This is a genomic window from Microbispora oryzae (assembly GCF_017896165.1).
GTDB classification, from domain to species: Bacteria; Actinomycetota; Actinomycetes; order Streptosporangiales; family Streptosporangiaceae; genus Microbispora; species Microbispora oryzae.
Genome location: NZ_JAFCNB010000002.1, coordinates 46,047 through 67,643, shown reverse-complemented (window position 1 = coordinate 67,643; position 21,597 = coordinate 46,047). Strand labels below are relative to the sequence as shown.

At 67.6% G+C, this 21,597-nt stretch carries 23 protein-coding genes; 12 read left to right on the top strand and 11 right to left on the bottom strand.

The window, feature by feature from the left end; genetic code table 11:
• Positions 1–94: 94 nt before the first annotated feature.
• The gene (locus JOL79_RS03890; protein WP_210154264.1) at positions 95–1,960 is read right to left on the bottom strand and encodes an acyl-CoA synthetase; all 1,866 of its coding nucleotides are present in this window, start codon (positions 1,958–1,960) and stop codon (positions 95–97) included.
• 146 nt (positions 1,961–2,106) lie between these two features.
• The gene (locus tag JOL79_RS03885; RefSeq protein ID WP_210154263.1) at positions 2,107–3,570 is read right to left on the bottom strand and encodes an NAD(P)/FAD-dependent oxidoreductase; all 1,464 of its coding nucleotides are present in this window, start codon (positions 3,568–3,570) and stop codon (positions 2,107–2,109) included.
• A gap of 326 nt (positions 3,571–3,896) precedes the next feature.
• Between JOL79_RS03885 and JOL79_RS03880 the strand changes: the two genes are divergently transcribed.
• The gene (locus JOL79_RS03880) at positions 3,897–4,484 is read left to right on the top strand and encodes a TetR/AcrR family transcriptional regulator (protein WP_210154262.1); all 588 of its coding nucleotides are present in this window, start codon (positions 3,897–3,899) and stop codon (positions 4,482–4,484) included.
• Between the two features lie 231 nt (positions 4,485–4,715).
• Here the strand turns inward: JOL79_RS03880 and JOL79_RS03875 are convergent, their stop codons facing one another.
• On the bottom strand, positions 4,716–5,312 hold the full coding sequence (locus tag JOL79_RS03875; RefSeq protein ID WP_210154261.1) for a TetR/AcrR family transcriptional regulator: 597 nt from the start codon (positions 5,310–5,312) through the stop codon (positions 4,716–4,718).
• Between the two features lie 63 nt (positions 5,313–5,375).
• On the opposite strand from JOL79_RS03875, the gene JOL79_RS03870 reads away from it, so the two are divergent.
• The 3 genes from JOL79_RS03870 to JOL79_RS03860 all read left to right on the top strand — a co-directional run bounded on the left by JOL79_RS03870 (position 5,376) and on the right by JOL79_RS03860 (position 8,624).
• Positions 5,376–6,887 carry an FAD-dependent monooxygenase gene (locus JOL79_RS03870; RefSeq protein WP_210154260.1) on the top strand — a complete coding sequence of 504 codons (1,512 nt, stop codon included), beginning with the start codon at positions 5,376–5,378 and terminating at the stop codon, positions 6,885–6,887.
• A 90-nt stretch (positions 6,888–6,977) separates the two neighbouring features.
• Positions 6,978–7,679 (top strand): lipase family protein, encoded by a 702-nt coding sequence (locus JOL79_RS03865; protein ID WP_210154259.1) that lies wholly within the window; start codon positions 6,978–6,980, stop codon positions 7,677–7,679.
• 141 nt (positions 7,680–7,820) lie between these two features.
• Positions 7,821–8,624, top strand: coding sequence for an SDR family NAD(P)-dependent oxidoreductase (locus JOL79_RS03860; RefSeq protein ID WP_210154258.1), 804 nt, complete (start codon positions 7,821–7,823; stop codon positions 8,622–8,624).
• An 80-nt stretch (positions 8,625–8,704) separates the two neighbouring features.
• Here the strand turns inward: JOL79_RS03860 and JOL79_RS03855 are convergent, their stop codons facing one another.
• Complete coding sequence (locus JOL79_RS03855; protein ID WP_307848295.1) at positions 8,705–9,577, bottom strand: helix-turn-helix domain-containing protein; 873 nt, start codon at positions 9,575–9,577, stop codon at positions 8,705–8,707.
• A gap of 103 nt (positions 9,578–9,680) precedes the next feature.
• On the opposite strand from JOL79_RS03855, the gene JOL79_RS03850 reads away from it, so the two are divergent.
• Positions 9,681–10,559 carry an SDR family oxidoreductase gene (locus tag JOL79_RS03850; protein WP_210154256.1) on the top strand — a complete coding sequence of 293 codons (879 nt, stop codon included), beginning with the start codon at positions 9,681–9,683 and terminating at the stop codon, positions 10,557–10,559.
• A gap of 92 nt (positions 10,560–10,651) precedes the next feature.
• On the opposite strand, the gene JOL79_RS03845 is transcribed toward JOL79_RS03850, so the two are convergent.
• Positions 10,652–11,113, bottom strand: a complete 462-nt coding sequence (locus JOL79_RS03845; protein WP_210154255.1) for a hypothetical protein — start codon at positions 11,111–11,113, stop codon at positions 10,652–10,654.
• A 104-nt stretch (positions 11,114–11,217) separates the two neighbouring features.
• Here JOL79_RS03845 and JOL79_RS03840 point away from each other — a divergent pair, with 104 nt between their 5' ends.
• On the top strand, positions 11,218–12,225 hold the full coding sequence (locus tag JOL79_RS03840) for a BtrH N-terminal domain-containing protein (RefSeq protein ID WP_210154254.1): 1,008 nt from the start codon (positions 11,218–11,220) through the stop codon (positions 12,223–12,225).
• Positions 12,226–12,379: 154 nt separating this feature from the next.
• Entirely contained in the window at positions 12,380–12,967 is a 588-nt protein-coding gene (locus JOL79_RS03835; RefSeq protein WP_210154253.1) for an HD domain-containing protein, read from the top strand.
• A gap of 95 nt (positions 12,968–13,062) precedes the next feature.
• Here JOL79_RS03835 and JOL79_RS03830 read toward each other — a convergent pair whose 3' ends face one another.
• The 3 genes from JOL79_RS03830 to JOL79_RS03820 all read right to left on the bottom strand — a co-directional run bounded on the left by JOL79_RS03830 (position 13,063) and on the right by JOL79_RS03820 (position 14,696).
• Positions 13,063–13,623, bottom strand: coding sequence for a GNAT family N-acetyltransferase (locus JOL79_RS03830; RefSeq protein ID WP_210154252.1), 561 nt, complete (start codon positions 13,621–13,623; stop codon positions 13,063–13,065).
• Positions 13,624–13,918: 295 nt separating this feature from the next.
• Positions 13,919–14,083: a hypothetical protein gene (locus JOL79_RS03825; protein WP_230984207.1), complete on the bottom strand. Its 165-nt coding sequence runs from the start codon at positions 14,081–14,083 to the stop codon at positions 13,919–13,921.
• Between the two features lie 208 nt (positions 14,084–14,291).
• Complete coding sequence (locus JOL79_RS03820) at positions 14,292–14,696, bottom strand: winged helix-turn-helix transcriptional regulator (RefSeq protein WP_210154250.1); 405 nt, start codon at positions 14,694–14,696, stop codon at positions 14,292–14,294.
• 95 nt (positions 14,697–14,791) lie between these two features.
• Here JOL79_RS03820 and JOL79_RS03815 point away from each other — a divergent pair, with 95 nt between their 5' ends.
• The 3 genes from JOL79_RS03815 to JOL79_RS03805 are packed head-to-tail and all read left to right on the top strand — an operon-like array spanning position 14,792 to position 16,626.
• A complete protein-coding gene (locus JOL79_RS03815; protein WP_210154249.1) occupies positions 14,792–15,370 on the top strand; it encodes an SDR family oxidoreductase in 579 nt (192 codons plus the stop codon).
• Between the two features lie 35 nt (positions 15,371–15,405).
• Entirely contained in the window at positions 15,406–15,762 is a 357-nt protein-coding gene (locus tag JOL79_RS03810; RefSeq protein WP_307848294.1) for a pyridoxamine 5'-phosphate oxidase family protein, read from the top strand.
• A gap of 24 nt (positions 15,763–15,786) precedes the next feature.
• Positions 15,787–16,626 (top strand): haloalkane dehalogenase, encoded by an 840-nt coding sequence (locus JOL79_RS03805; RefSeq protein WP_210154247.1) that lies wholly within the window; start codon positions 15,787–15,789, stop codon positions 16,624–16,626.
• Positions 16,627–16,935: 309 nt separating this feature from the next.
• Here the strand turns inward: JOL79_RS03805 and JOL79_RS03800 are convergent, their stop codons facing one another.
• Positions 16,936–17,694, bottom strand: coding sequence for a hypothetical protein (locus JOL79_RS03800; RefSeq protein ID WP_210154246.1), 759 nt, complete (start codon positions 17,692–17,694; stop codon positions 16,936–16,938).
• A gap of 253 nt (positions 17,695–17,947) precedes the next feature.
• On the bottom strand, positions 17,948–18,292 hold the full coding sequence (locus JOL79_RS03795) for a CPCC family cysteine-rich protein (RefSeq protein WP_210154245.1): 345 nt from the start codon (positions 18,290–18,292) through the stop codon (positions 17,948–17,950).
• A gap of 379 nt (positions 18,293–18,671) precedes the next feature.
• Between JOL79_RS03795 and JOL79_RS33725 the strand changes: the two genes are divergently transcribed.
• Together JOL79_RS33725 and JOL79_RS03785 are read left to right on the top strand one after the other, a co-directional pair.
• Complete coding sequence (locus tag JOL79_RS33725) at positions 18,672–19,424, top strand: site-specific integrase (protein ID WP_230984205.1); 753 nt, start codon at positions 18,672–18,674, stop codon at positions 19,422–19,424.
• A gap of 26 nt (positions 19,425–19,450) precedes the next feature.
• Positions 19,451–19,969, top strand: coding sequence for a hypothetical protein (locus JOL79_RS03785; RefSeq protein WP_210154244.1), 519 nt, complete (start codon positions 19,451–19,453; stop codon positions 19,967–19,969).
• 401 nt (positions 19,970–20,370) lie between these two features.
• On the opposite strand, the gene JOL79_RS03780 is transcribed toward JOL79_RS03785, so the two are convergent.
• Entirely contained in the window at positions 20,371–21,369 is a 999-nt protein-coding gene (locus JOL79_RS03780) for a hypothetical protein (protein WP_210154243.1), read from the bottom strand.
• Positions 21,370–21,597 lie beyond the last annotated feature (228 nt).

Sequence of the window (21,597 nt, the reverse complement as noted above, 5' to 3'; positions counted from 1 at the left end):
TCGAAGGTTTATCTAGGAATGGGTGGGTAGCGCACCGGCCGCCGTGGTGAACCCGGGGCCGGGCCCGCTCCGGCGGCGGCCACACCAGGGCCGGTCACGGACGTGCCTCCACGGACCACCGAACCGAGTACTGGTCGAGGGCGGCCCTGACCGCATCCAGGGTGAGCTCCGGTGAGACGGTGACGGTCACGGCGACAGCGTCGTCGTCGGTCGCGACGGTGACCTCGGCGCCGACCTCCAGCGCGGCGAGGGTCTCGACGACCGCGCGCCGGACGGCGTCCGCGCGCAACGGGAGTTTGTAGGGTTTGCCGACAGCGGTGACCGGGAGCACGTCCAGCACGGTTACCGCCCTGGGCGCGGCGGCCCGCTCCGGTACGTGCTCGGCGGCCCAGGCGCACAGATCCTCTTCGGTGAGCGTGGCGCCAGGTGCGAGAGCGACGTAGGCGACCGGCACCTCGCCGGCGTGCGCGTCCGGGCGGCCGACAGCACTGGCGGCCATGACCTGGGGGTGGGCGAGCAGGGCATCCTCGATGACGGCCGGGTCGATGTTGTGGCCGCCACGGATGATCAGGTCTTTGGCCCGGCCGGCCAGGTGAATGAAGCCATCCGGGTCGAGGCGGGCGAGGTCTCCGGTGTCGAGGCGTCCGCCGTTCAGCTTTCCCAAGCCGTCCAGGATGTGGCCGGAGGCATTCCGGCCGGTGACGTAGCCGGCGAAGACGTTCGGGCCGCTGATCGTCAGCACGCCCGTCTCGCCGTACGGTAACTCCTCCCACGTGCCGGGACGCACGACCGCTACCCGCTGATAGGGAAGGCGCTGTCCGACGGCGCCATGGCGGGGCGCGCAGGGGAAGCTGCGCGCGGTCGCGCAGGTGCCCTCAGTGAGCCCATAGCCTTCCACCAGGGCGACGCCCGTGTGCCTCTGAAAGGTCTCACGGACCGCGACCGGCAGCGGTGCAGCGCCGACCATGGCATGGCGCAGGCTGGAAATGTCCGCGTTGACCGGGCACTGCGCCAGCACCGAGTACACGGTCGGGACGGCACTCATAGCGGTGATCCGAAAGTGTTCGACGATCTTCCAGAACTCCTCGAACAGCCCGGGCTCCCGGTAGCCGAGCGGCCCGGCCCACACCACCTGTGCTCCCCGGAACAGCGGGGCGAGCAGGGTGACCACCAACGCGTTGACATGGAACAGCGGCAGCGCGGCGCACACCACCGCCTCAGCGCTGATTCGCGCGTCGGCGGCCAGCATCCAGGCGTTGGCGACCTGGGCGGCCTGCGTGTGCGCGGCGAGCTTGGGATTCCCGGTGGTGCCGCCGGTGTGGAAGAACGCGGCGAGGTCGGTCCGGGTAGGTAGGTCTGCGGCGAACGCGTCAGGGTCCTCGTCCGCGGCCATCTCGGCGAGGTGGCCGATGAGCACCCCGTTGATCGCGGGGAGCGGCTCGGGAGTGCCCGTCGCGCCGGTGGGCCGCAGCGCCAGGACCGCGTCCAACCCATCAAGCTCACCGACTCTCGCCCACATCTCCGGGGAAAGCTCGGGTCCGGCAGTGATGAGCACCCGGGCACCGGACCGGCCCAGCAGCTGGGTCAGCTGCGCCGGCGACAAACCGCCGTTGAGGGGTGCGGCGATGCCGGCGAGCTGCGCGGCGAGTGTGGCCGGGATCAGCTCGGCGCAGTTCGGCGACATGAGCGCGACCACGTCACCGCGCCGGACGCCGAGCCGGTGGAGCAGGTTGGCGTACCGGTGTACCTCAGCGAGCAGTTCGGCGTACGTACGGTGAAGCGGTTCGCGCCAGCGGGAGGCTTCTGGCAGGACGGTGATCGCCGTACGGCTCGGCCACAGAGCCGCAGCCCGTGCGAGCAGCGCGTACGTCGACTCCGGCAGACCGCGGGCCTCCAACGGCAGTCTTTCGATGGCGGCCAGGTCATCGGGGCCTTCATAACGTGGCCAGAGCCGGCTCATCGGGCGTACTCCTTGGTCGCAGCGGACAGGAGCGAGGCGACGATCTCGATCGGCTCGGGTGGTGCGTCGACGGGGACGGAGATGCTCATGAGGACGCTACTTTCGGCTGGCCGCGCAGGCATTCGAGGTGGATCCGGTCAACCGCCCTAACCATGGAAAGCGTGCGAGGCCTTCACGAATGCGAGGACCGACTCGGTGTCCTCCTCCGAGGTCGCGTTCAGCGTGACGTGCATGAGGATCTCCGGAGGCAACGAGACCGGGGATTCCATCTGGGCGTAGAACTGCTGCGCCGCGTGCGCGTACACGGGCTGGAGGGCCTCCGGGCCGATCCAGAAGGGCAGCTCGAGGCCACCTTCGAACGCCCCGCACACGCCGTGGTAAGCGAATTCGGCGATCGATTCATCCACGGACATCGTCTGGATGAGTGGGCGTTCCGGCCGGAACATCTCCAGACCCGTTTCGCCGCCCTCGGACAGGATGCTCGCGGCCACGTGGCGCGCAAGGGCCGGCGAGCAATGGAATCCGTCCCGGTAGGTGCCGGCCGCTACGACGAGCCCGCCGATCGAGGTGGGGCCGATCAGTGGGAAGCCGTCGACGGGGACCGGCCTGTTGCCCACCATCCAGCGGATGACGTCCGCGGAGAAGAGCTTGTGGTCCAGCTGCTCGCGGGCGCACTGGATCAGGAAGTGGCTCATGCCGAACGATGCCTCGCGGAGGGGTTCGCGGTGCACGATGTTGGTCGCGCCGATGTACTCCGATCCGTTGCTCAGCGGAACGATGTGCAGCCCACACGAGCCCGACCGGTTGGGAGTGCGCACGACCTGGTCGAAGTGCGGCGGGCGATGCCGGCGCACCTCCAGCGAGATGCCCGTCCCGGCCAGCATCGCGGGCACGGAACCGGGCGGCAGAACGTCCAGGAATCGGCCGGTGAAGGCGCCGGCCGCTACGACCACCGTGCCCGCCGCAACCGAGGTCCCATCGGACAGCCTGACGCCGCTGGCGCGCCCGCCCGCGGTGTCTACACCGGTCGCGACGACCGGCACCGTGATCACTCCCTGTCGCTCCGCGGCACGTTCGAGCGCCGCGAGCACCCGGCGCGCGTCGATCGCGCCCTCACGCGGCAGATGGAGCGCACGCAGCGGCCGGGCGTCGGGAACAGGATCCAGCCCCGGGATCGTGCGCGGATCCACCTCTTCGTATGGCTCCCCGTACTCATCCAATGCTGCGATGGTGGCCTGAAAGTTGTCCTCGTCGAGCCTGCCGGACTTGGCGTTCAGCGCGATGAACGTGCCGGGGCGGAAGTACCCCGGCAGGTCAGGGTCCGCCGCGTCGTCGGCGAGCATGCCCAGCCACTCCGGCCAGGCGTCGAGTGCGTCCCTGCACAGTTCCAGCTTGGCCCGTCCGGCCGGGTGGGAGAGGGTGTTCTTGGTGACCTCGCCAAAGCAGTTGAGCATGGCTCCAGCCGCGACCGACGCCCCGCCGGGACGGGCGGGCGGGCCGATGACCGCGACTCGGGTATCCGGGCTCCGGCGACTGATCTCGATGGCGATCGAGTAGCCGATGACACCGTTGCCGACGACCGCCACGTCCGCGCTGACTGCTTCCGTCATTGCCGCTCCTACCCCTCGGATGACCGGTCTCGTCAAAGCGTCCATCAACCCGGTTCGGTCGAGACCCCCCAGGCGGGCGGACCATCGGCCGCCCGGCCAGGCATGCCCGGTCAGCGCATACCGCTGGCTGTCGCGGGTGGTCTTGGTCTGGACGGGAGTGGAGGCAGCGGTCGAGTGCGGCTGCGGGGTGCGGGTCGCGCACCGCGCGCAGGCCCCGGCGGTGCGCGGCTTGGCTCCGGCCGGCCCGGTCTGGCATCCTGAACAACCGGATCCACGTTCCGCTAACTGTGACGCGGAACTCAGGCTGGCGACGGAGGTAACAGGCAGTGGCCGACATCGGCGGCGGGGCGGGGCCGTCCGTCCCGCGTAAGCGGGCCGACGCCCGGCGCAACGAGAGGACACTGCTGGACGCGGCGGCCGCGGCCTTCGTCGCCTCCGGCGTCGACGTGCCCGTGCGCGACATCGCGGCGAGAGCCGGTGTCGGCGTCGGCACGATCTACCGCCACTTCCCGACGCGGGCCGATCTCATCGTCGCCGTCTACCGGCACCAGGTCGAGGCGTGTGCCGAGGCCGGTCCGGAGCTGCTGGCGAACAGCGACACACCGTACGCGGCCCTGGCGGCGTGGATCCACCGCTTCGTCGACTTCGTGGCCACCAAGCACGGCCTCGCCGAGGCGTTGCAGTCCGGCGACGCCGCCTTCGAGACGCTGCACGCCTACTTCCTCGACCGCCTCGTCCCCGCCTGCGCCCAACTGCTCGACGCGGCGGTCGCCGCGGGCGAGATCGTCTCCGACGTGGGCGCCTACGGATTGATGCGCGGCGTCGGCAGTCTCTGTATCGGCGCGGGCACCGACTCTAACTACGACGCGCGCCGCATGGTCGACCTCCTCATCGCGGGACTGCGCGTTCGGTAGGGAGGACGGCGACGACGCACCACGTGGTGTGGTCGTGCACCCCTGGCGGCGCAACGGCGTTCATCGGGGGCGAGCTCGTCGAACCAGCCGAGGATCTCGTCGAGCACTCGCGGGGGGGATCGACCTTGCCCCACGCCAGATCACCGACATGGTGGGCAGGCCTCTCTGACGGAAACAGCCGGGGCCGGGGGCCGCGGCGGCGCGGCGCCTTACCAGGGTCGAAGGCGCGCGCTATCGCAGTTGAGCGAACGCGAGGTCGGCGTCGGCCACGGCCTCGGGGTAAACGTCGTGGGCGGTGCGCCCTTCGGCGATCTTCTGCCAGTTCGTCTGGGCGAGCACCCGTTGGACCGCGAGCACCTGTGCGGCCCGCAGTCGTGACTCGATGCCTGGGCCGAGCGCGCCCGCCAGTGCCTTCTCGTCCTCGATCATGTACCGCGTGAGCCGTCCCGCCAGGCTCGGTGTGGTGAAGACCAGCCGGTGAAACGCCACCACCGCGGGGTGATCGTTGAGGCCGGTGAGAGGCTCGTGGCGATCGAGGCCGTCCCGGAAGTGCCGGTGCAGCGCCGTCAGCGGGGAGTCGCCGGGCCGGCGGTCACGCACGACGCGCGCGGCCTCACCGTTGTGATCCGCGAACCGGTGGAGCACCAGGTCTTCCTTGGTCGCGAAGTATCGGAAGAGGGTCGGCTTGGAGATCTCGGCCGCCGCGGCGATGTCGTTGATCGAGACCTGGTCGAAGCCGTGGGCCAGGAAGAGCGAGATCGCCGCGTCCGCGATGGCGTCGTGGGTTCGCGCCTTCTTGCGGGCCCGCAGCCCCGTCGCCTCGATCACCTCGTCAGCGTAACATTATTAACCCGGTTGCGTTTTTAACCTGGTAACGCTTTGATGGGGAGCGTGACTCAGACAGACGTTCTCGTGGTCGGCGCGGGCCCGACCGGCCTCACGCTCGCAGGTGATCTGGCTCGGCGTGGCGTCGCCGTCCGCCTCGTCGATCGGGCCCAGGAGTTTGCGGGCGGTTCCCGAGGCAAGGGGCTGAGCCCGCGCAGCCTGGAGGTCTTCGACGACCTCGGCGTGATCGACCGGATGCTGGCCTCCGGGATCACCCATCTGCCGCATCGCAAATACCGGGGAGCGGAGGTGATCGCCGAGGTCGACCCCGAGGCCGGACGGGTGCCCACGCCCGACATCCCCTACCCGATCGGCCTGAAGATCCCTCAGTGGCGGGTGGAACAGCTCCTGCGCGAACGGCTGGCCGACTTCGGCGTCGCCGTCGAACCGGGCGCCGAGCTGCGGAGCTTCAGCCAGCACGCCGACGGGGTGACCGCCACGATCGGTGAGACGCGGATCGAGGCTCGATACCTGGTCGGCTGCGACGGCGGCCGCAGCACCGTCCGCAGAACACTCGGCCTGAGCCTGCGCGGCCACACGCCGGACGTTCAGCTCATGGCCGTCGGCGACGTCGAGGTCGACGGGCTTGGCCGCGACGCCTGGCACCAGTGGTTCACCGGTGACGGCGTGATCATGCTGTGCCCGCTCCCCGGCACCGACGCCTTCCAGGTGCAGGCTTCACATGAGCTCGACCAGGACGGTTCCCCGCTCGAACCGACCCTGGAGCGATTCCAGCAGACCTTCGACCGGATCGCCGGTGTTCCGGGCGTGAGACTGCACAATCTGACATGGCGGTCGAGCTACCGGGTCAACGTCCGCATGGTCGACCGGCTCCGCGTGGGCCGCGTGTTCCTCGCCGGAGACGCCGCGCACGTCCACCCGATCGCGGGCGGGCTCGGCATGAACAGCGGGATCCAGGACGCCTACAACCTCGGCTGGAAGCTGGGCCTCGTGCTCGGCGGCGACGCCACGCCGGGCCTGCTGGACACATACGAGGAAGAACGGCTGCCCATCGCGAGCTGGCTGCTCGACATCACGTCGGAACGGCTCAACGTGGTCCTCGACGCGATCAAGGAAAAGGGCGGCGGCGTCGACGCCGTGGCCACGCCCGAGCTCACCCAGCTCATGCTCCGATATCCGTGGAGCCGGCTCTCCCGCCAGACCGAAGACCGGTCTACCGGACCCCGGGCCGGAGACCGGGCGCCCGACGCGCCGCTGCGCGACGCCGCCACCGGCGCGCCGATTCGTCTCTTCGATCTCTTCCGCGGACCGCACTTCACCCTGCTCGGCCTCGGTGCACGCTGCGCTCCAGCACTCGGCGTCGTCGAGTCCGGCCTCGAGTCCGGCGTCGTGAAGCCTTACCTCGTCGGGCCTGGCGGCCTCCTGGACGACGGCGGGCACGTGGCGCAGGCATACGGCACCGACGCCCTGATCCTTGTCCGCCCGGACGGACACGTCGGGATGGTCGCCCACCCAACCGAGGCGGAGAGCGTAGGCGACTACCTCCGTTCCCTGTGAGGAGGCCGGAGACTCGGCGAGTGTGGAAGTCCGGTGGTGTCGGCACGCCGGACTCGTCACCAGGGGAGGGCGGTTCAGTACGATCGCGCAATGGCGGAGCCCATGATCGTGCTGGTGCACAGCCCGCTGGTCGGACCGAAAACGTGGTGGCCGGTGGCGGAACGGCTGCGCGCACGCGGCCGCAGTGTCGTGGTTCCCTCACTCGTCGACACCGTCTCGTCGCCGCCGCCGCGCTATCTCGCACTGGCTGACACGGTGTGCTCGGCGGCCGAGGGCGGCCCAGCCGACGCGATGACGCTCGTCGTCCACAGCGGTGCGGGCGGATTGGTGCCGTCGATCGTCGACAGGACCGCGCTGCCCGTGGACGCCGTCGTCTTCGTCGACGCCACTCTGCCCTACTCCGGACAGTCCTGGATGGACACCGCCCCGGCCGAGTTGGTGGAGAGCCTGCGCCGGTCGGCTGGGCCGGACGGATTCCTGCCACCCTGGCATGAATGGTTTCCGCCGGAGGCGATCAGCGAGCTGCTGCCGGATCCGCGGATCCGGGCCGAGCTCTGCGCGGAGATCCCCCGCGTGCCGTGGGCCTACCTGGAGGAGATCGCTCCAGAGGTCGCGGGCTGGCAGGACCGGCCATGCGGCTACGTGCGGCTGTCGGACGGATACGACGACGTGACCGCCGAGGCCGGACGCCGCCGCTGGCCGGTCGTACGTCATGACGGTCACCATCTGAGCGCCGTGACCGGGCCGGAGGCCGTGACACACGCCATCCTCACGCTGCTGGACCGGCTGTAAGCGGCCGAGCGCGGACCTCGGATGCGACGTCCGATATACGCCGCAATTGCTGGTCTGAATCACACCAGCCCTCGTCGCACGACCGCTCGTAACGTCGTTGGTGATCGCTTTCCGAATGAGATCGCAACGAGGGATGACAATATGGATTTGCAGCTTTCCGGTCGGGTCGCGGTTGTCACCGGTGCCTCCAAAGGCATCGGTCTGGCCGTCACTCGTACCCTCCTCAACGAAGGCGTCCGTGTCGTGGCCGCTTCGCGGAGAAGCACCCCCGAGTTGGAGGCGCTCAGCGGCGACCTGTTCCACGTTCCGGCCGACCTGATGGACCCCGAGGCTCCCGCCGGGATCGTGGCGCGGGCCGTGACGGAGTTCGGGGGCCTCGACATCCTGGTGAACAACGCCGGCGGACCGCCACCCGGCGTGTCCCTGCCGCGCTTCTCGTTCCTGGCCCCCACCGACGAAGACTGGCGGGTGATGTTCGAGTTCAACCTGTTCTCGGCCGTGCGCGCCGTTCGGGCGGCCATCCCGCCGATGCTCGCCCGTGGCGGAGGCTCGATCGTCAACATCTCCTCGGGCAACGCCCGCCTGCCCGCGCCCATGAACGTCGACTACAACGCCGCGAAGGCGGGCCTCAACAACCTGACGAAGGCGCTGTCGGAGGAGTTCGCACCGCAGGGCATCCGGGTGAACACCGTCTCCCCGGGTCCGGTGCGTACGGCGTGGTGGACGGAGAGCGGCGGCGCGGCCGACATCCTCGCCGCTCAGGTCGGAACAGACCGTGACAGCGTCATGAACCAGGTGGCACCCGAGATGATGAAGCTGTCGACCGGCCGTCTGGCCGAGCCCCAGGAGATCGCCGACGTGGTCGCCCTGCTCGCGTCACCTCGTTCGGCGAGCACGACCGGCGCCGACTTCGCCGTCGATGGCGGATTCCTGAAGCAGCTCTGACGGCATAAGGCGAGATCGCCTACCGGACCACCGCGTTGTCGTCCACGAATGGCCGGAAACGCACACCGGCGCACGGACGCTCAGCGAGGGGGATGCGTGTGAGTTCGAGGCTTGAGTCGCTCCGCCGTGTGGGGAGGGAGGGGAGCGGCTTCCTGCGGCAGCGACCCCAGCAGGATGAGGGCGTCGGCGCTCGGCGAGCCGGGCTCGGCGTGGTAGACGACGAGCAGTTGCCCGTCGGCGCCGGTGACGGCGAACTTCTCGTAGTGCAGTTCGAGGTCGCCGACGATCGGGTGGCGCAGCCGGTGCGCCCCGCCGCCCGGATGCGGCTTGGCGTCGTGGCGTGACCAGAGACGGCGGAACAGGTCGCTCTTCACCGACAGTTCGCCGACCAGATCGGTCAAGCGCGGATCGTTGACGTCGGGGCCGACCATCACCCGCAGGGCGGCGATCAGACTGCTGACCCGGTTCTGCCACCCGGGCAGGAACTCCTGTACGGCGGGGTCGAGCAGCACCGAGCGAAGAATGTTGGTGCCCGGGGCGAAGATCGGTGACAACGCCACGGCCAGACGGTTGGCCGCCAGCACGTCCTGGAACGGCCCTTGGACGTACGCGGGGGTGTCGTGCCACGCGTCGAGCAGATCTTGTACGCCGGCTCGGACCCGCCCGGGCCGGCGCCTCCGGGGTTCCTCCGGGGCGCCGAGCGTGTGCAGGTGCGCGGTGGCGTCCTCGTCGAGGCCGAGCGCGCGGGCGATCGCATCGAGCACCTGGGGTGAGGGACGCCGGTCGCGGCCCTGCTCAAGCCGCGTGTAGTACTCGGTGCTGATCCCGGCGAGCATGGCCAGTTCGTCCCGCCGCAGCCCGGGCACCCGCCGATGACCGTTGCCGGGCAGTCCGACATCCTCTGGCCGGATCAGCTCGCGCCGGGCGCGCAGGTATTCGCCGATCAGGTTCACGTTCCGACCATAAGCCGGTTCGGGGCCGTGCTGGGTAGCCCTGGCGGCACCCCTCTCACCAGGGGAATGGCTGATTTGCCGGGATCCGGCCGACGCTACCGGCATGACTTCACGAACCTGGCTCATCACCGGCGCCAACAGCGGTTTCGGCCGGCACCTCAGCGAGCAACTCCTCTCCCGCGGTGACCGTGTCGTCGGCACCTTCCGCGCTATCGGGAGCGTGGACGATCTGTCGCGCCGCTGGCCGGACGACTTCCGCGCGGCCCACCTCGACGTCACCGATCCGGCCGAGATAACCGCGGTGGTCGACGAGGCGTGGGCCGCTCTCGGCCGGATCGACGTCGTGGTCAGCAATGCCGGGTACGGCCTGATGGGCGCGGCCGAGGAGTTGACCGACGACCAGGTGGTGCACCAGATCGCGACCAATCTGACGGGGTCGATCCGGCTGATCCGGGCCGCGCTGCCACATCTGCGCCGACAGGGCGGCGGCCGGATCCTGCAGCTCTCCTCGGTCGGCGGGCAGGCGGCGTGGCCGGGCGGATCGCTCTACCACGCCACGAAGTGGGGTGTGGAGGGTTTCGCGGACGCGCTGGCCGGCGAGGTGGCTCCGTTCGGCATCGGCGTCACCATCGTCGAACCGGGCGGCGCCCGCACCAATTTCCGCTACGGCGGTTCGGTGCTGGCCGACCGCATCGAGGCGTACGACGTCACCCCCGCCGCTGCGATCCGCCGCGTCCTCACCGAACGGACGACCGAAGGCATAGGCGACCCGGCCCTGATGGCCACCGCGATGATCGCCAGCGTCGACCACGACCCGGCACCCCGCCGGTTGGTCCTGGGCAGCGACGCCCACCAGGCCATAGAGAACGCCCTGAACGCCCGGCTGTCCGACGTCCGGACCCAGCGGGACTCGGCGAAGGCGACCGACTCCCCGCTGGAGGGCGTGATCACAAGCGGCCCGGCCGACCTGAACGCTGAGTAACGCGACATGGAGGTGCGGGGAGGCGCGGCCGATTCACAGTGGGTGCCGCTGTCACGCCGGAGGCCTGCCCGCACGCGGCGTCCGCCGCGGTGTCAGAGAGACATCCAGCAGTACAGCTGGTGCCGCTGCTGGGTGGCTCGTACCGCCAGATCACGCAGGTCTCGAAGCAGCTCGGCCAGCTCGGCCGGGTCCGCATGGCCCCAGAACTCCTCTGTCTCGGACCAGGCGTGTGCTACGGCATGGATCCGGTCATCGTCGGCGGAGACGAGTGCCGAGGTGAATTCGCCGGTAATGGTGAAGAGCCCATCTCCTCCGTCATCGCCGAATCTCAGCGTCGCGGCATGCCTGGGCCGCTCGGTGATGTCCTCGTATCGATTGCCGGTGAGCAGCGCCTCCAGGGTTCCCATCATCACGTGTGGATCGATGTTCTTGACTTCGACGCTGTCTTTTGGCTCGGTGCCGGAAGGCGGGCAGATGGGACCTGCAGGCCAGTCGTAGACGGCCGCGGCTTCATCGTCCGTGGCGGCGCTGAAGTAGTCGTAGATGACTCCCACGGTCGGACAGTGTGCCATCCCAGCGGCCCCAACGCTTGATCATGAGGTATCAGGATGGGGACGGTGTGACCGTGCGCCGCTGTCAGTACGAGGAGAGCGAACGCATGACGATCGTGGAGGACATCGAGGCCCGCGGTATGCATCACTGCGAGACGACGGCGCTGGGGGTGCTGTTGCGGCATGAGGGACTTGATCTGTCCGAGCCCATGCTGTTCGGAATGGGTTCGGGCCTGTCCTTCATCTATTGGGACAGCAAGGGCATGACGTTTCCCTTTCTCGGAGGCCGTGTCAAACCTTTCGACCTCACCAGGAACCTGGCCGCCAGGCTGGGGCTGACGTTGACGGTCAAGGAGACCACCTCACCGCCCAGGGCGTGGGAGAACGTGGCGGTCCCCATCGACGCCGGTCGGCCGGTCGGTCTCCAGCTCGACTGCTATCACCTGGACTATTTCCGCTCCAAGGTGCACTTCGGCGGTCATGTCGTCGCCATGTACGGCTACGACGAGCGCGACGTCTACCTCGTGGACACCGACCAACAGGGAGGAGCGGTGCGCACCAGCCGGGCCTCCCTCGCCATGGCACGGGCCGAACGCGGCCCGATGACCGCCAGGAACCGCTCCTTCACCATCACCTTGCCGGCTCACCCGCTTTCCTGGCAGGACCAGATCATCCCCGCCATCGGAGCCTGCGCCGACGCCTTTCTCGCCGCTCCCATCGCGAACCTGGGCCACCGCGGCATCGAGAAAGCCGGCAAGCAGGTGCCCAGATGGCTGATACGCGCCGGCGAGCCGCGGCAGGACCTGCCACAGGCCGCCCGTCTCATGGAGAAGGGCGGCACCGGCGGTGCCCTGTTCCGCGCCCTCTATCGCGACTTCCTCGGCGAATGCACCCGGCTGATCGACGACGGCAACCTCCGCGCCGGTCACAGGCTGTACGCCGAGGCCGCCGTCCTGTGGACGGAAGTGTCCACCTTGATCGCGAAGGCCGGAGAGAGCGGCGACGCGAAGTTCCTGGAACAGGCCGGCGTCATCCTCCGCGATCTTTCGCGCCTCGAGAAGGACGCCATGCTGATGCTGCGTCAGCTGCGATGCCTCACGTCAAGGCCGCAGTGATGTATGCCCGTCTTTGCGTGAAGCTGAAGCCGCCGGCCAAAAGACGAGACCGCCACCTGATGCTGATCGATTCGTCGACGTCATGGCCCCTCCTGGCGATGCACGGCACTCGCGCCTCTTCTCGTTTCTGACTCCGCCCTCGTACGGTCGGGGCATGAACGACATACTCGCCCTGCCCACGGGGCCGCTGGCCGACGCGAGCCTCGCCCTCGTGCATAAGTCGGAGAGCACGCCGATCGCCGACCACAGCATCCGCAGTTTCTTGTTCGCTCGCCTGTTGGCCGAGCGGGAAGGCTGCCTGAACGACCCGGCATACGACGAGGACCTGCTCTTCGCCGCCTGCGTGATGCACGATCTGGGGCTGGGCACTCTCGCGGCCGGCCAGGCCCGGTTCGAAGTGGAAGGCGCCGATCTGGCGGCATCCGTGCTGACCGAGCACGGCATCGGCGCGGCGGACGTCGACCGGGTGTGGGAAGCGATCGCCCTGCACTCCTCCGTGGGCATTGCCGAGCGGCGCGGGCTGCTGACCTACTTGACCCACAAAGGTGTCTTCACCGATGCCGGCCGCTTCACCGACCTCGGCGCCGAGATGCTCCAGCCGATCTATGCGGCATACCCCCGGCCCGCCGACGACCGCTCTGTCCGGGACGCGATCGTCGAGCATGCCGCCCGCTCCCAGGCCGCGGCACCGCCGTACTCCATCGCAGCCGAGTTGCTGCGCCAGCGACAGACCGGACAGTGACCTCGGAGGCTGGTGTGTCCTATGGGTCGATTCGTCCCCGAACGGCCCTCTATGGCCCATCTGGTGCTGTGACCGGGGAACCTTCACCAGGTTGATTACGCCGAGGGGCTGCGGTCGGCAGGGACTTCAAAGATGAGTCCAAGACCGTCCTCTTCGTCCCACTGCTCTCCGACCTCGACGAAGCCGAAGCCGGCGATCGTGGCCAGAGACGCCACATTGTCGGGACTGATCGTCGCCCGCACGGTCTTGACCGCCGGTTCGGCCGCGGCCCGGCGCAGCAACTCGATCAGCATGGCACGGGCATACCCCTGGCGACGGAAGTCAGGAGCAACCGAGTAACCGATCTCAACCATGCCCGCGTCATCGGGCGGTCCGTGAAACCCGGCATGACCGACGACGACACCTTCCGGCCCGGTTGCTATCTGCCGCACCATCCACCGTGCGTTGCCCGGGTCGGCAGCCATTTGATCGATCCGGAAGCGCCACAGCCACCGTGCTCTGTCGGTCACGAAGTACTCGGTCAGAGCGACCCCAGCCGTCTTACTGGCTGCGGGCAGGTCCCCGTCAAGCAGAGCGGACATCGCGGTGCGGGACAGCTCGACAAAGCGCACATGCTTTCGACTGGTGGGCGTCCGGCGATCGGCTTCGTCTGTCACCGTGCAGATGCTTGCAGAGTGCCCGACAGACGTCCAACGGATTTCGGAGGCTCCATCCTTTCCAACCGGTGGGGGTGATGTGCCTCGGGTTCCGTGGAGCCTGCTTGCGGGCCTCGGATCACTCCGGAGCCCTTCGGCGTTCTGAGGGACCGCGGCCGTGCCAGGAGTGCGGCTGCCGCGCAGGGTCTTGCCGTCCACGGCCGGTCCGGTCAGTCCGGTCAGTGCGGGCGGAGCGGGTGGATGTGTGGTGCCGGCCGGCGTCGCCAGGTAGTGGTCGGCCACGATGTCCAGGGCATCACCGTCCAGCCGCGACATCAGGCGGCAACGTGGTCGCCGCCAGCCGGGTGGCCGTGGCCGGCAGCCCGATACGCGCCAGGAGGGCCGGGTCGCACCCGGTGATGTATCTGATGACAGCCGCGAGCGAGGTCGCTCCGGCGAGTACGGCCAGCAGGCAGGCCACCAGCAATGACCCGAGCCGGTAGCGGCGTCCCCGGCGGGTACGCGGTTGTCGTTCACAAGGCGGAAGTGGCCCTGGGGGCATCGCCACACCCCCCTGTCATCTCATGATCCGAGAACGCAACGGCCCTGACTCTGCACACCCTCAGCATTTGCACTGGCACGAGGGTTTATGCCGCACGTATCCCGGACTGGTGGGAATCTGTGCGTGATCACGCACGGCGGGGGCGGCGATCTTCTGCGTCGTACTCCTCCCGGGCCTCCTCGACCTTGCCCATGTTGGCGCCGGCCCAGTCGGCTAGGGCGGCGAAAAGGGGCGCGAGGCTGCGTCCCAGATCGCTGATTTCGTACTCCACCCGCGGCGGCACTTCGGGATGGTAGGTGCGCACCACGAGGCCGTCGCGCTCCAGTTGCCGGAGCCGCTGGGTCAGCACCTTGGGCGTAATCGTGGAGATGCGCCGCTCCAGCTCCACAAAGCGCTGCCGGCCGTATTCGTTGAGGCTCCAGAGGATCGGCGTGGTCCAGCGGCTGAAGACGATGTCGACGACCGGAGCGATCGGGCAGGCCTGCTCGGGGTCGGCCGACACAGTCGCCGACCATGTCGCGTCACCGCTCATGCGGATCCCCTCTGACATAGTTACTTTCCTCTAGGTACCTACTATACGAAGGATGCTAGCTTCCTCGAAGTCACCGACTCGGAGCGGAGCTGTTCGTGATCGTAGTAACCGGAGCGACGGGAAATGTCGGGCGGCCACTGGTCCACGCGCTGGCCCAGGCAGGTGAACCCGTGACGGCCGTCTCCAGGCGACCGGCCGAGTTGCCGGAGGGCGTACGGCACCGGCAGGCCGACCTCGCCGACCCGGATGGCCTTCGGCCCGTACTCGACGGAGCCGACGCGCTGTTCCTCCTCGTCGCGGGCGAAGACCCGCAAGCCATCCTCGGCGCCGCGAAAGCCGGCGGTGTGCGGCGGATCGTCCTGCTCTCCACTCAGGGCGCCGGCGGTCGCACGTACGAGCTCACCGGCCCGGCGCCGATCACTCCACGCCAGCGGGCCCAGGCCATCGGTGACGCCCTCGACGCACCAATACGGTTCATCGAGCAGAGCCGCGACGAGGCCCGGGCGCAGATGGCGCAGTTCATGCCCGAGCCGGTCGTCGACGGGCCACTCGCCATCCTCGGCGACCCGCTGCCCGCGGAACAGCGTGTCAGCCTCGACGTCCAGAAGATCCTCGGCCGAGCACCCCGCACCTTCGCCGATTGGGCGGCCCGGAACGTCGCCGCCTTCATATGACAACGCTGCCGTTGCCGTCCTCTGCGGAGCGCTTCTTGGCCGAGCCGCATCTCGCCACCCTGACCACCTTCCGGCCGGACGGGTCTCCTCACGTGGTGGCCGTCCGGTTCACCTGGGATCGCGAGGCAAGACTGGCCCGGGTCATGACGGTCGGCTCGTCCCGCAAGGCCAGGAACCTCCTGTCGGCCCCCGGAAGCCGCGCCGCGCTCTGCCAGATCGCGGGCTTCCGCTGGATCACGCTCGAGGGCCCGGCCACCGTGTCCGACGACCCGCTGCGGGTCGCCGAAGGAGTACGGCGATACGCCAGGCGCTACTCGTCACCACCGCCCAACCCGCCGGGCCGGGTGGTGGTTGAGATCGCCGTTGACCGAGTGATGAACCTCAACAGTTGATTTGTCGTAACAGAAAGGTTTGCCATGCCAACCGCGCACATACTCGACTCGACGATGTTCTATCGGGAGCTCGGGACGGGGACACCGATGGTCTTCCTGCACGGGAACCCGCACTCGTCCTATCTGTGGCGTCATATCATGCCCGCCGTCGGTGACCCCGGCCGCCGGCTCGCGCCCGACCTGATCGGAATGGGCGACTCCGGGAAGCCCGACATCGACTACACATTCAGCGATCATGCTCGCTATCTGGATGCGTGGTTCGACGCCCTGGACCTCGACGACGTGATCCTCATCGGGCACGACTGGGGCGGCGCGCTCGCCTTCGACTGGGCCGCCCGCCATCCCGGACGTGTGCGCGGCATCGCGTTCACCGAGACGATCGTGAAGCCGATGTCCTGGGAGGAGTTGCCCGAAGCGGGGCGGGAGGTGTTCAAGGCGATCAAGACGGAGGGAGTGGGTGAGGCCATACTCCTGGACGACAACATGTTCATTGAGAGCAGTGGCCTCGCCGAAGAGGATCTCGCCGTCTACCGCAAGGCGTTCCCCACCCGCGACAGCCGCCTGCCGATTCTCCGATGGGCGCGATCGATGCCACTGGGCGGCGAGCCGGCCGATGTCGTGGCCATAGTCGAGGCGTACGACAAGTGGCTGGCGAGCAGCACCGACGTGCCCAAACTGCTGATCGCTTTCGAACTCGGCTATGGCGCCATGATGGGTCAGGAGATGATCCAGTGGTGCGCCGACAACATGGCGGCCCTCGACATCGAAAAGCACGGCGTCGCCGGCCACAGCACTCCGGAGGAGCAGCCCGAGGTGATCGCCGCGGCGATCACCGATTGGATGGGCAGGCACGGGCTGCGCTGAGGCGGCGTATGGCTCCGTCCGCGCGCTCGGCAGGTGGGCGTGTGGCGTACGGCTGCACAGGCGATCACGGCGTGATCAAGCGAAAGCCCAGCTCAGGGGCCAAAGAGACTGAGGGAGGAGCGCGCCCTGAGGGATTCGAACCCCCGACCGTCGGATTCGAAGTGGATCGCCTTTTCGCGGACCAAGGACGCGCTGACCTGCGCGTGATCGCTCGGTCCCTCTCGACCGCGGCAAGGTCATTTCGCGCATCTTCCGGATCTTGTTTTGTATGACGGCCAGTAGGGAGACTGATTCGTGGTGGGCGTTGACTCAGTAGCGGTGGCCAGGCCAGTGGGGGTCCTCCCAGCGGGCGGGGCCGACAAGGCCGAGCAGCCGTATCCGGTGGAGCAGCTCTACGGGAGCGTTCCCGGTATGAAGCCGGGCGGGGGCGTGACGAATCAGCCAGGCCGTCAACTCGGTACGTAACTCTTCCTCATTGTCCCAGCCTCTCCAGGGGAGCTGGTCTCCCAGCAAGTCGTACTCCCAGTGCGCGACCGCTTCGGCCAGGTGCTGGTCGGCCACGGCGCACGTCTGCACCTCCCAGACGTGCAGCCATGGGCTGAGCGTCGCGGAGGCTTCGGCACACAGAGCGAGGACTTCGTGCGCGGGCACAGCAGGATCCGCGTCGATGAGGGTGGAGGCCCACCAGGCGTTCAGGAATTCCCGCACCGATGCGGCCTGCTCGGCAGGCCACTGCTGCCACTCGCCGCGAGCAAATGCACGTCCGACCTCCTCCATACCGAAGAGAGGCTCGACGAGGCCGCTGACCAGGGCCCTGGACAACTGGGGCAGAATACGGCGCAACACCGATGCATGGTCATTCCAGTCGGTGGCCTGCCAAGTGCGGCGCAGGAGATCGAGGTCCAACTCCGCGTCCGGCAGCTTCAACTGCGCGAGCTCTTCTGCGCTGCCCCAGTGGCACTCACAGTTGTGCTCGTCAGGATGGGCGGTCATGCCGTGGAAGGTGACGGCCATGCGGTTCAACGCGGCGTCGAGACGGAACAGTGTGGGTGTCTGGTTGAGGTTCATCGGGGGCGTTCGCCTTCAAAGACTCCGGAAGGTTGCGCCATCCGAAGGTTGCCACTCTAGCGAAATCCGTGCTCCAGCGCCAGTGGTGGAGAAGACGGAAGCGGCGTTGTCAGCTTGGGAATTGCATGGATCACGGCCGTTAGTGTTGCTGAGCTGGGCGTAGGGCCGGTCATGAGTGACCGTGATTGCCCCCTCGTTCCCCTGGCTAATTGCACGCTAATTGCACGACGATCACGTGTCTGGCCTGCGCGCTTCAGTCCGGATCGCGGGTAGGCGGCCTTGGGTTTGTCTCGGTGGGGAATTCCTCGCGCCGTGGGGGGCGTACATGGGGGACGGCTCGCTCGCGGTAGGCGCCGATCTGCTGGAAGTTGAGGCGGGCCTGGGTGAGGCTCAGTCCATAGTTGGGGCCGCCGCGCCGGATGTCGTCGGCATCGTGGTCGTCCTGCCCGTCGTCCTCCCAAAAGCACACGGGGCAGATCTGGTACCAGCCGCGAGAGTCGAGAGTCAGATATCCGCAGCAGGGACAGGCGTGAGGACCACTTCCTTCCGGAGTGTGTACCGAGCGGTTGGTGGCGACTTCGACGTACTCCTCGAACACCTCAATTCCCCGTTGGACTTCCTCGGGCGTCTGTTCACGTCGTTCACGAGCGGAAATGACCCCTCCTGAGATTCTGATGCAAGCTGTAGCCCTCGAATGCGAGGCCGGCTGCTGATGACCCTTCTCCATGGACTGGTATCACATAGTGTGATCATTGTTCTGTGATCACGGAACACCTGCAGGAAGACGGGAAACTCTACGAACTCCTCAGTTACTACTGCGTACCAGATGACGCCTGGAGCGTCGAACTTACGGAGCTTGGTGAGAGCCGAGCGGGGGTCGTACATGTTCTCCTTCCGGACGAGGACGCGGACCGACCGTGCGAGGTACTGCAGCTTTCAGGGGATGTGCCAGTTGGTGCGTTACGGCTTAGATCGGCATGGCCTGTCCAGCCGAGCGGTTCAGGCCCAAGGCCGACCCCCGGGAGGAGTTGCTGCCGCTGCGGCTTCCCGGCGCGCTCAAGGCAATCGACGGCCGGGCCGTTGAACAGGGTGCGCCGCAGCAGCCTTGCCCGTCGCCGGATCCCACTTCGCCGGCCGCTCTCGCCGAGCCCGCGGATCTGGTCGACGGCAAGGAGCTGGTCAGGGCGTGGTCGAGCGGGCCGGTGGAGTTCGACCGCGTCGTCCCGGCCAGCGGCAACATGTTCGTGGCGGGACGCCAGTTCCGGCTGGTCCCGGACCAGGCCGGGGTGATGGTGACGTTCTGGGCCGACACCGACGTCATCCACCTGCTGGTCGCCGGGGCGCGGATCAAGAGCTTCCGCTCGCGCCTGTCGAACCCCGACCTAGCCAAGCTCGCCTCCAGCGGGGGACGCGCGGCCGGGCCGGCGCACGGACGGCTCTTCCGTACGAGGACGGGTGGCCTCATCTTCGGCTCGGCCTACTCGAAGGTCTGGAAAGAGGCGCGGAACTACGCCTTCACGCCGGAACTGGTCGCCTCGCCGCTCGCGGCCCGGCCGTACGACCTGCGCCATGCGGCCGTGTCCCTTTGGTTGAACGCGGGTGTCCACGCTCCGGAAGCAGCCGAGCGGGCCGGTCACGGTGTGGACGTCATGTTGCGCGTCTACGCGAAGTGCATCGACGGGCAACGCGAGATCGCTAATCAACGGATAGAAGGCGCGCTTGCATCGTGATTGATCAATGCGGCGATACTGGCCTGGTGGAACTTTCCCCTGAGCTCAACAATCGCCTGGCCGAGCTGCGAGGTGAACTCCTCTGGGGTCGGCTTTCCGGGACTGCGCCGGAGGCCGGTTGGCTGGCTTGCGAGCTCATCGAGGCCGGCCTCAACTCTCCTGCCGTCTGGGAGCTCGCGGGTTATGCGTTGTCCATCGGATCAATGACCGAAGTTGAGCCCCTCGTCCGCGAAGTCATGGTGGAGGCTGGCTTTCCGCCCATCGATCTCCAACGCACGCCTTGGGCGGTCGCCCGGGATGTAGCGCAGGGGATAGCAGAAGGCACGCTCCCCATCGGTAGCGGCGCGGACTTCCTGATCTCTGAGCTTGGAGTCAGGGAAGAATTCGACGGTCCTAACGAGATCGACTGGCTGATGATCCTCATCGACGACTGGGAAGCCGTGCGGAAAACTCCGCCGAGTGACGATGAGCTCCGAGAGCAGGCGAGGAAGATCGCTGACGTCGCAACAGGTCGGCTTGTGGCGATGAGGGATCAGGAGGCATAGAAGCGGAACCGCGCCAGCAAGGGTCTCGGATCACTCCGGGACCCTTCAACGTTCTCCGGGGCGGGTCTCATCCCGCAGAGGTCCTGGAAAGCGCCGCGCGACCTGGGGAAACGCGACCAACATCATCCCGCGTTATATCCCGTGACTGGCGACAAGCGGCCGCTCTCGGCGGCGTACGGCTGCACAGGCGATCACGGCGTGATCAAGCGAAAGCCCAGCTCAGGGGGCAAAGAGGCTGAGGAGAGGAGCGCGCCCTGAGGGATTCGAACCCCCGACCGTCGGATTAGAAGTGGATCGCCGTTTCTTGGCCCGATGCTGCGCTGACCTGGGGCCGATCTGTCGGCCGTGCCCGTCCTAAGAAAGATCATTCCGGGCATGTTCCGGATCTTCGGGATGGCACATCAGGAGCCCAGGTTGGCCAAGAGGGCGGGCATAGGTCGATGCGCGGAGGGGTTGGGCCTGCTCGTCACGGTGAACGGAAACTTGTTGTCGATCCAGAGCAGCCCGGCCAACTCTGGGGGCATGTCCCATCGGGGCGAAGGGACGGCAGGCCCGCCGATGTAAGCGTCCCCGAGGTTGAACTGGAACGTGATGACCTGCTCGCCCGTAAGTAGGTCGTCGAGTTCTTGAAGCCCCAGGCCGGTGAAGGGGTGGGTACCCACTGCCACCACCAACGGGAGCTCATGCTTCTCAACCAGTTTCCGATACTTGCTGATCTTGCCCTTAACGGGCGTGACGATCTGTGTCGCGTTGACCTGGCCGGCGATTGAACTGGGTGGCTCAAAGCAGGTGTACAGACCGAAAGGAGAGGGGAGGGTTCCGCCGTAGCCGTCGCCCTGGATAAGGAAGGTATAGCCGAAGCTGGTTGGTATGCGGGGCGGGCAAAAAGGACTGCATAGTGCCTTCCGCACCTCTCCCGCGATCTTCTTCGCTGCCTTTGAGTCCGGGGCTGAGATCGGCCTGCCGGTAGGCTCTAGCATGAGAAGTACACCGACCGGAATCGTCTTGATGTGCTGGGTCAGTTGGTGCCACGCCCGCATGTTCTTGTAGGTCACCTGCGCTGGCGATGCGGTGTGAACCTCGACGATGCACAGCGGCTCACCTGTGGCTGAAAACACCGTCCAATCAGGAGTCTGGTGGTACCAGGGGTGATCGTAGATCAATTTCAGCCCTGTTTGACGGAGCGCGGCACCGACTGCCATTTCAAAGTGGACGGACCAATAGTGATCGTCTTGCCACACCCTACGGGCGAGTTGATCAGCCTGCTGGACGGGTAATAGCGATAGCTGCTCGTCCAGCCATTCCCGACGAGACGCGAACTCCTCATTGACGGCGTTCTCGTAGGTGAGAGCGCGACCCTGTGGCGTCTTGTTGCCATGGCGCCTTCGGTACTCGTCCACGAAATCAGGTCCGAACCGACGCGAAGGTATAGACGCAGCTTCCACGTTGCCCAGTGTGACGGGCTGGCCACGCGACCGAAAGTGGGTTTTGCTATCGCGCAGAGAAGCGTCCGCGCTGACTGATCGTCCCGTCGCCTTCGTCCCACCCGCAGGGGAAGCGGGCCAGGGCCACGGGGTCAAGGTGGAGCGCCCTACTGGACGAACGACCTTGACCCCGTGGCCCTGGTC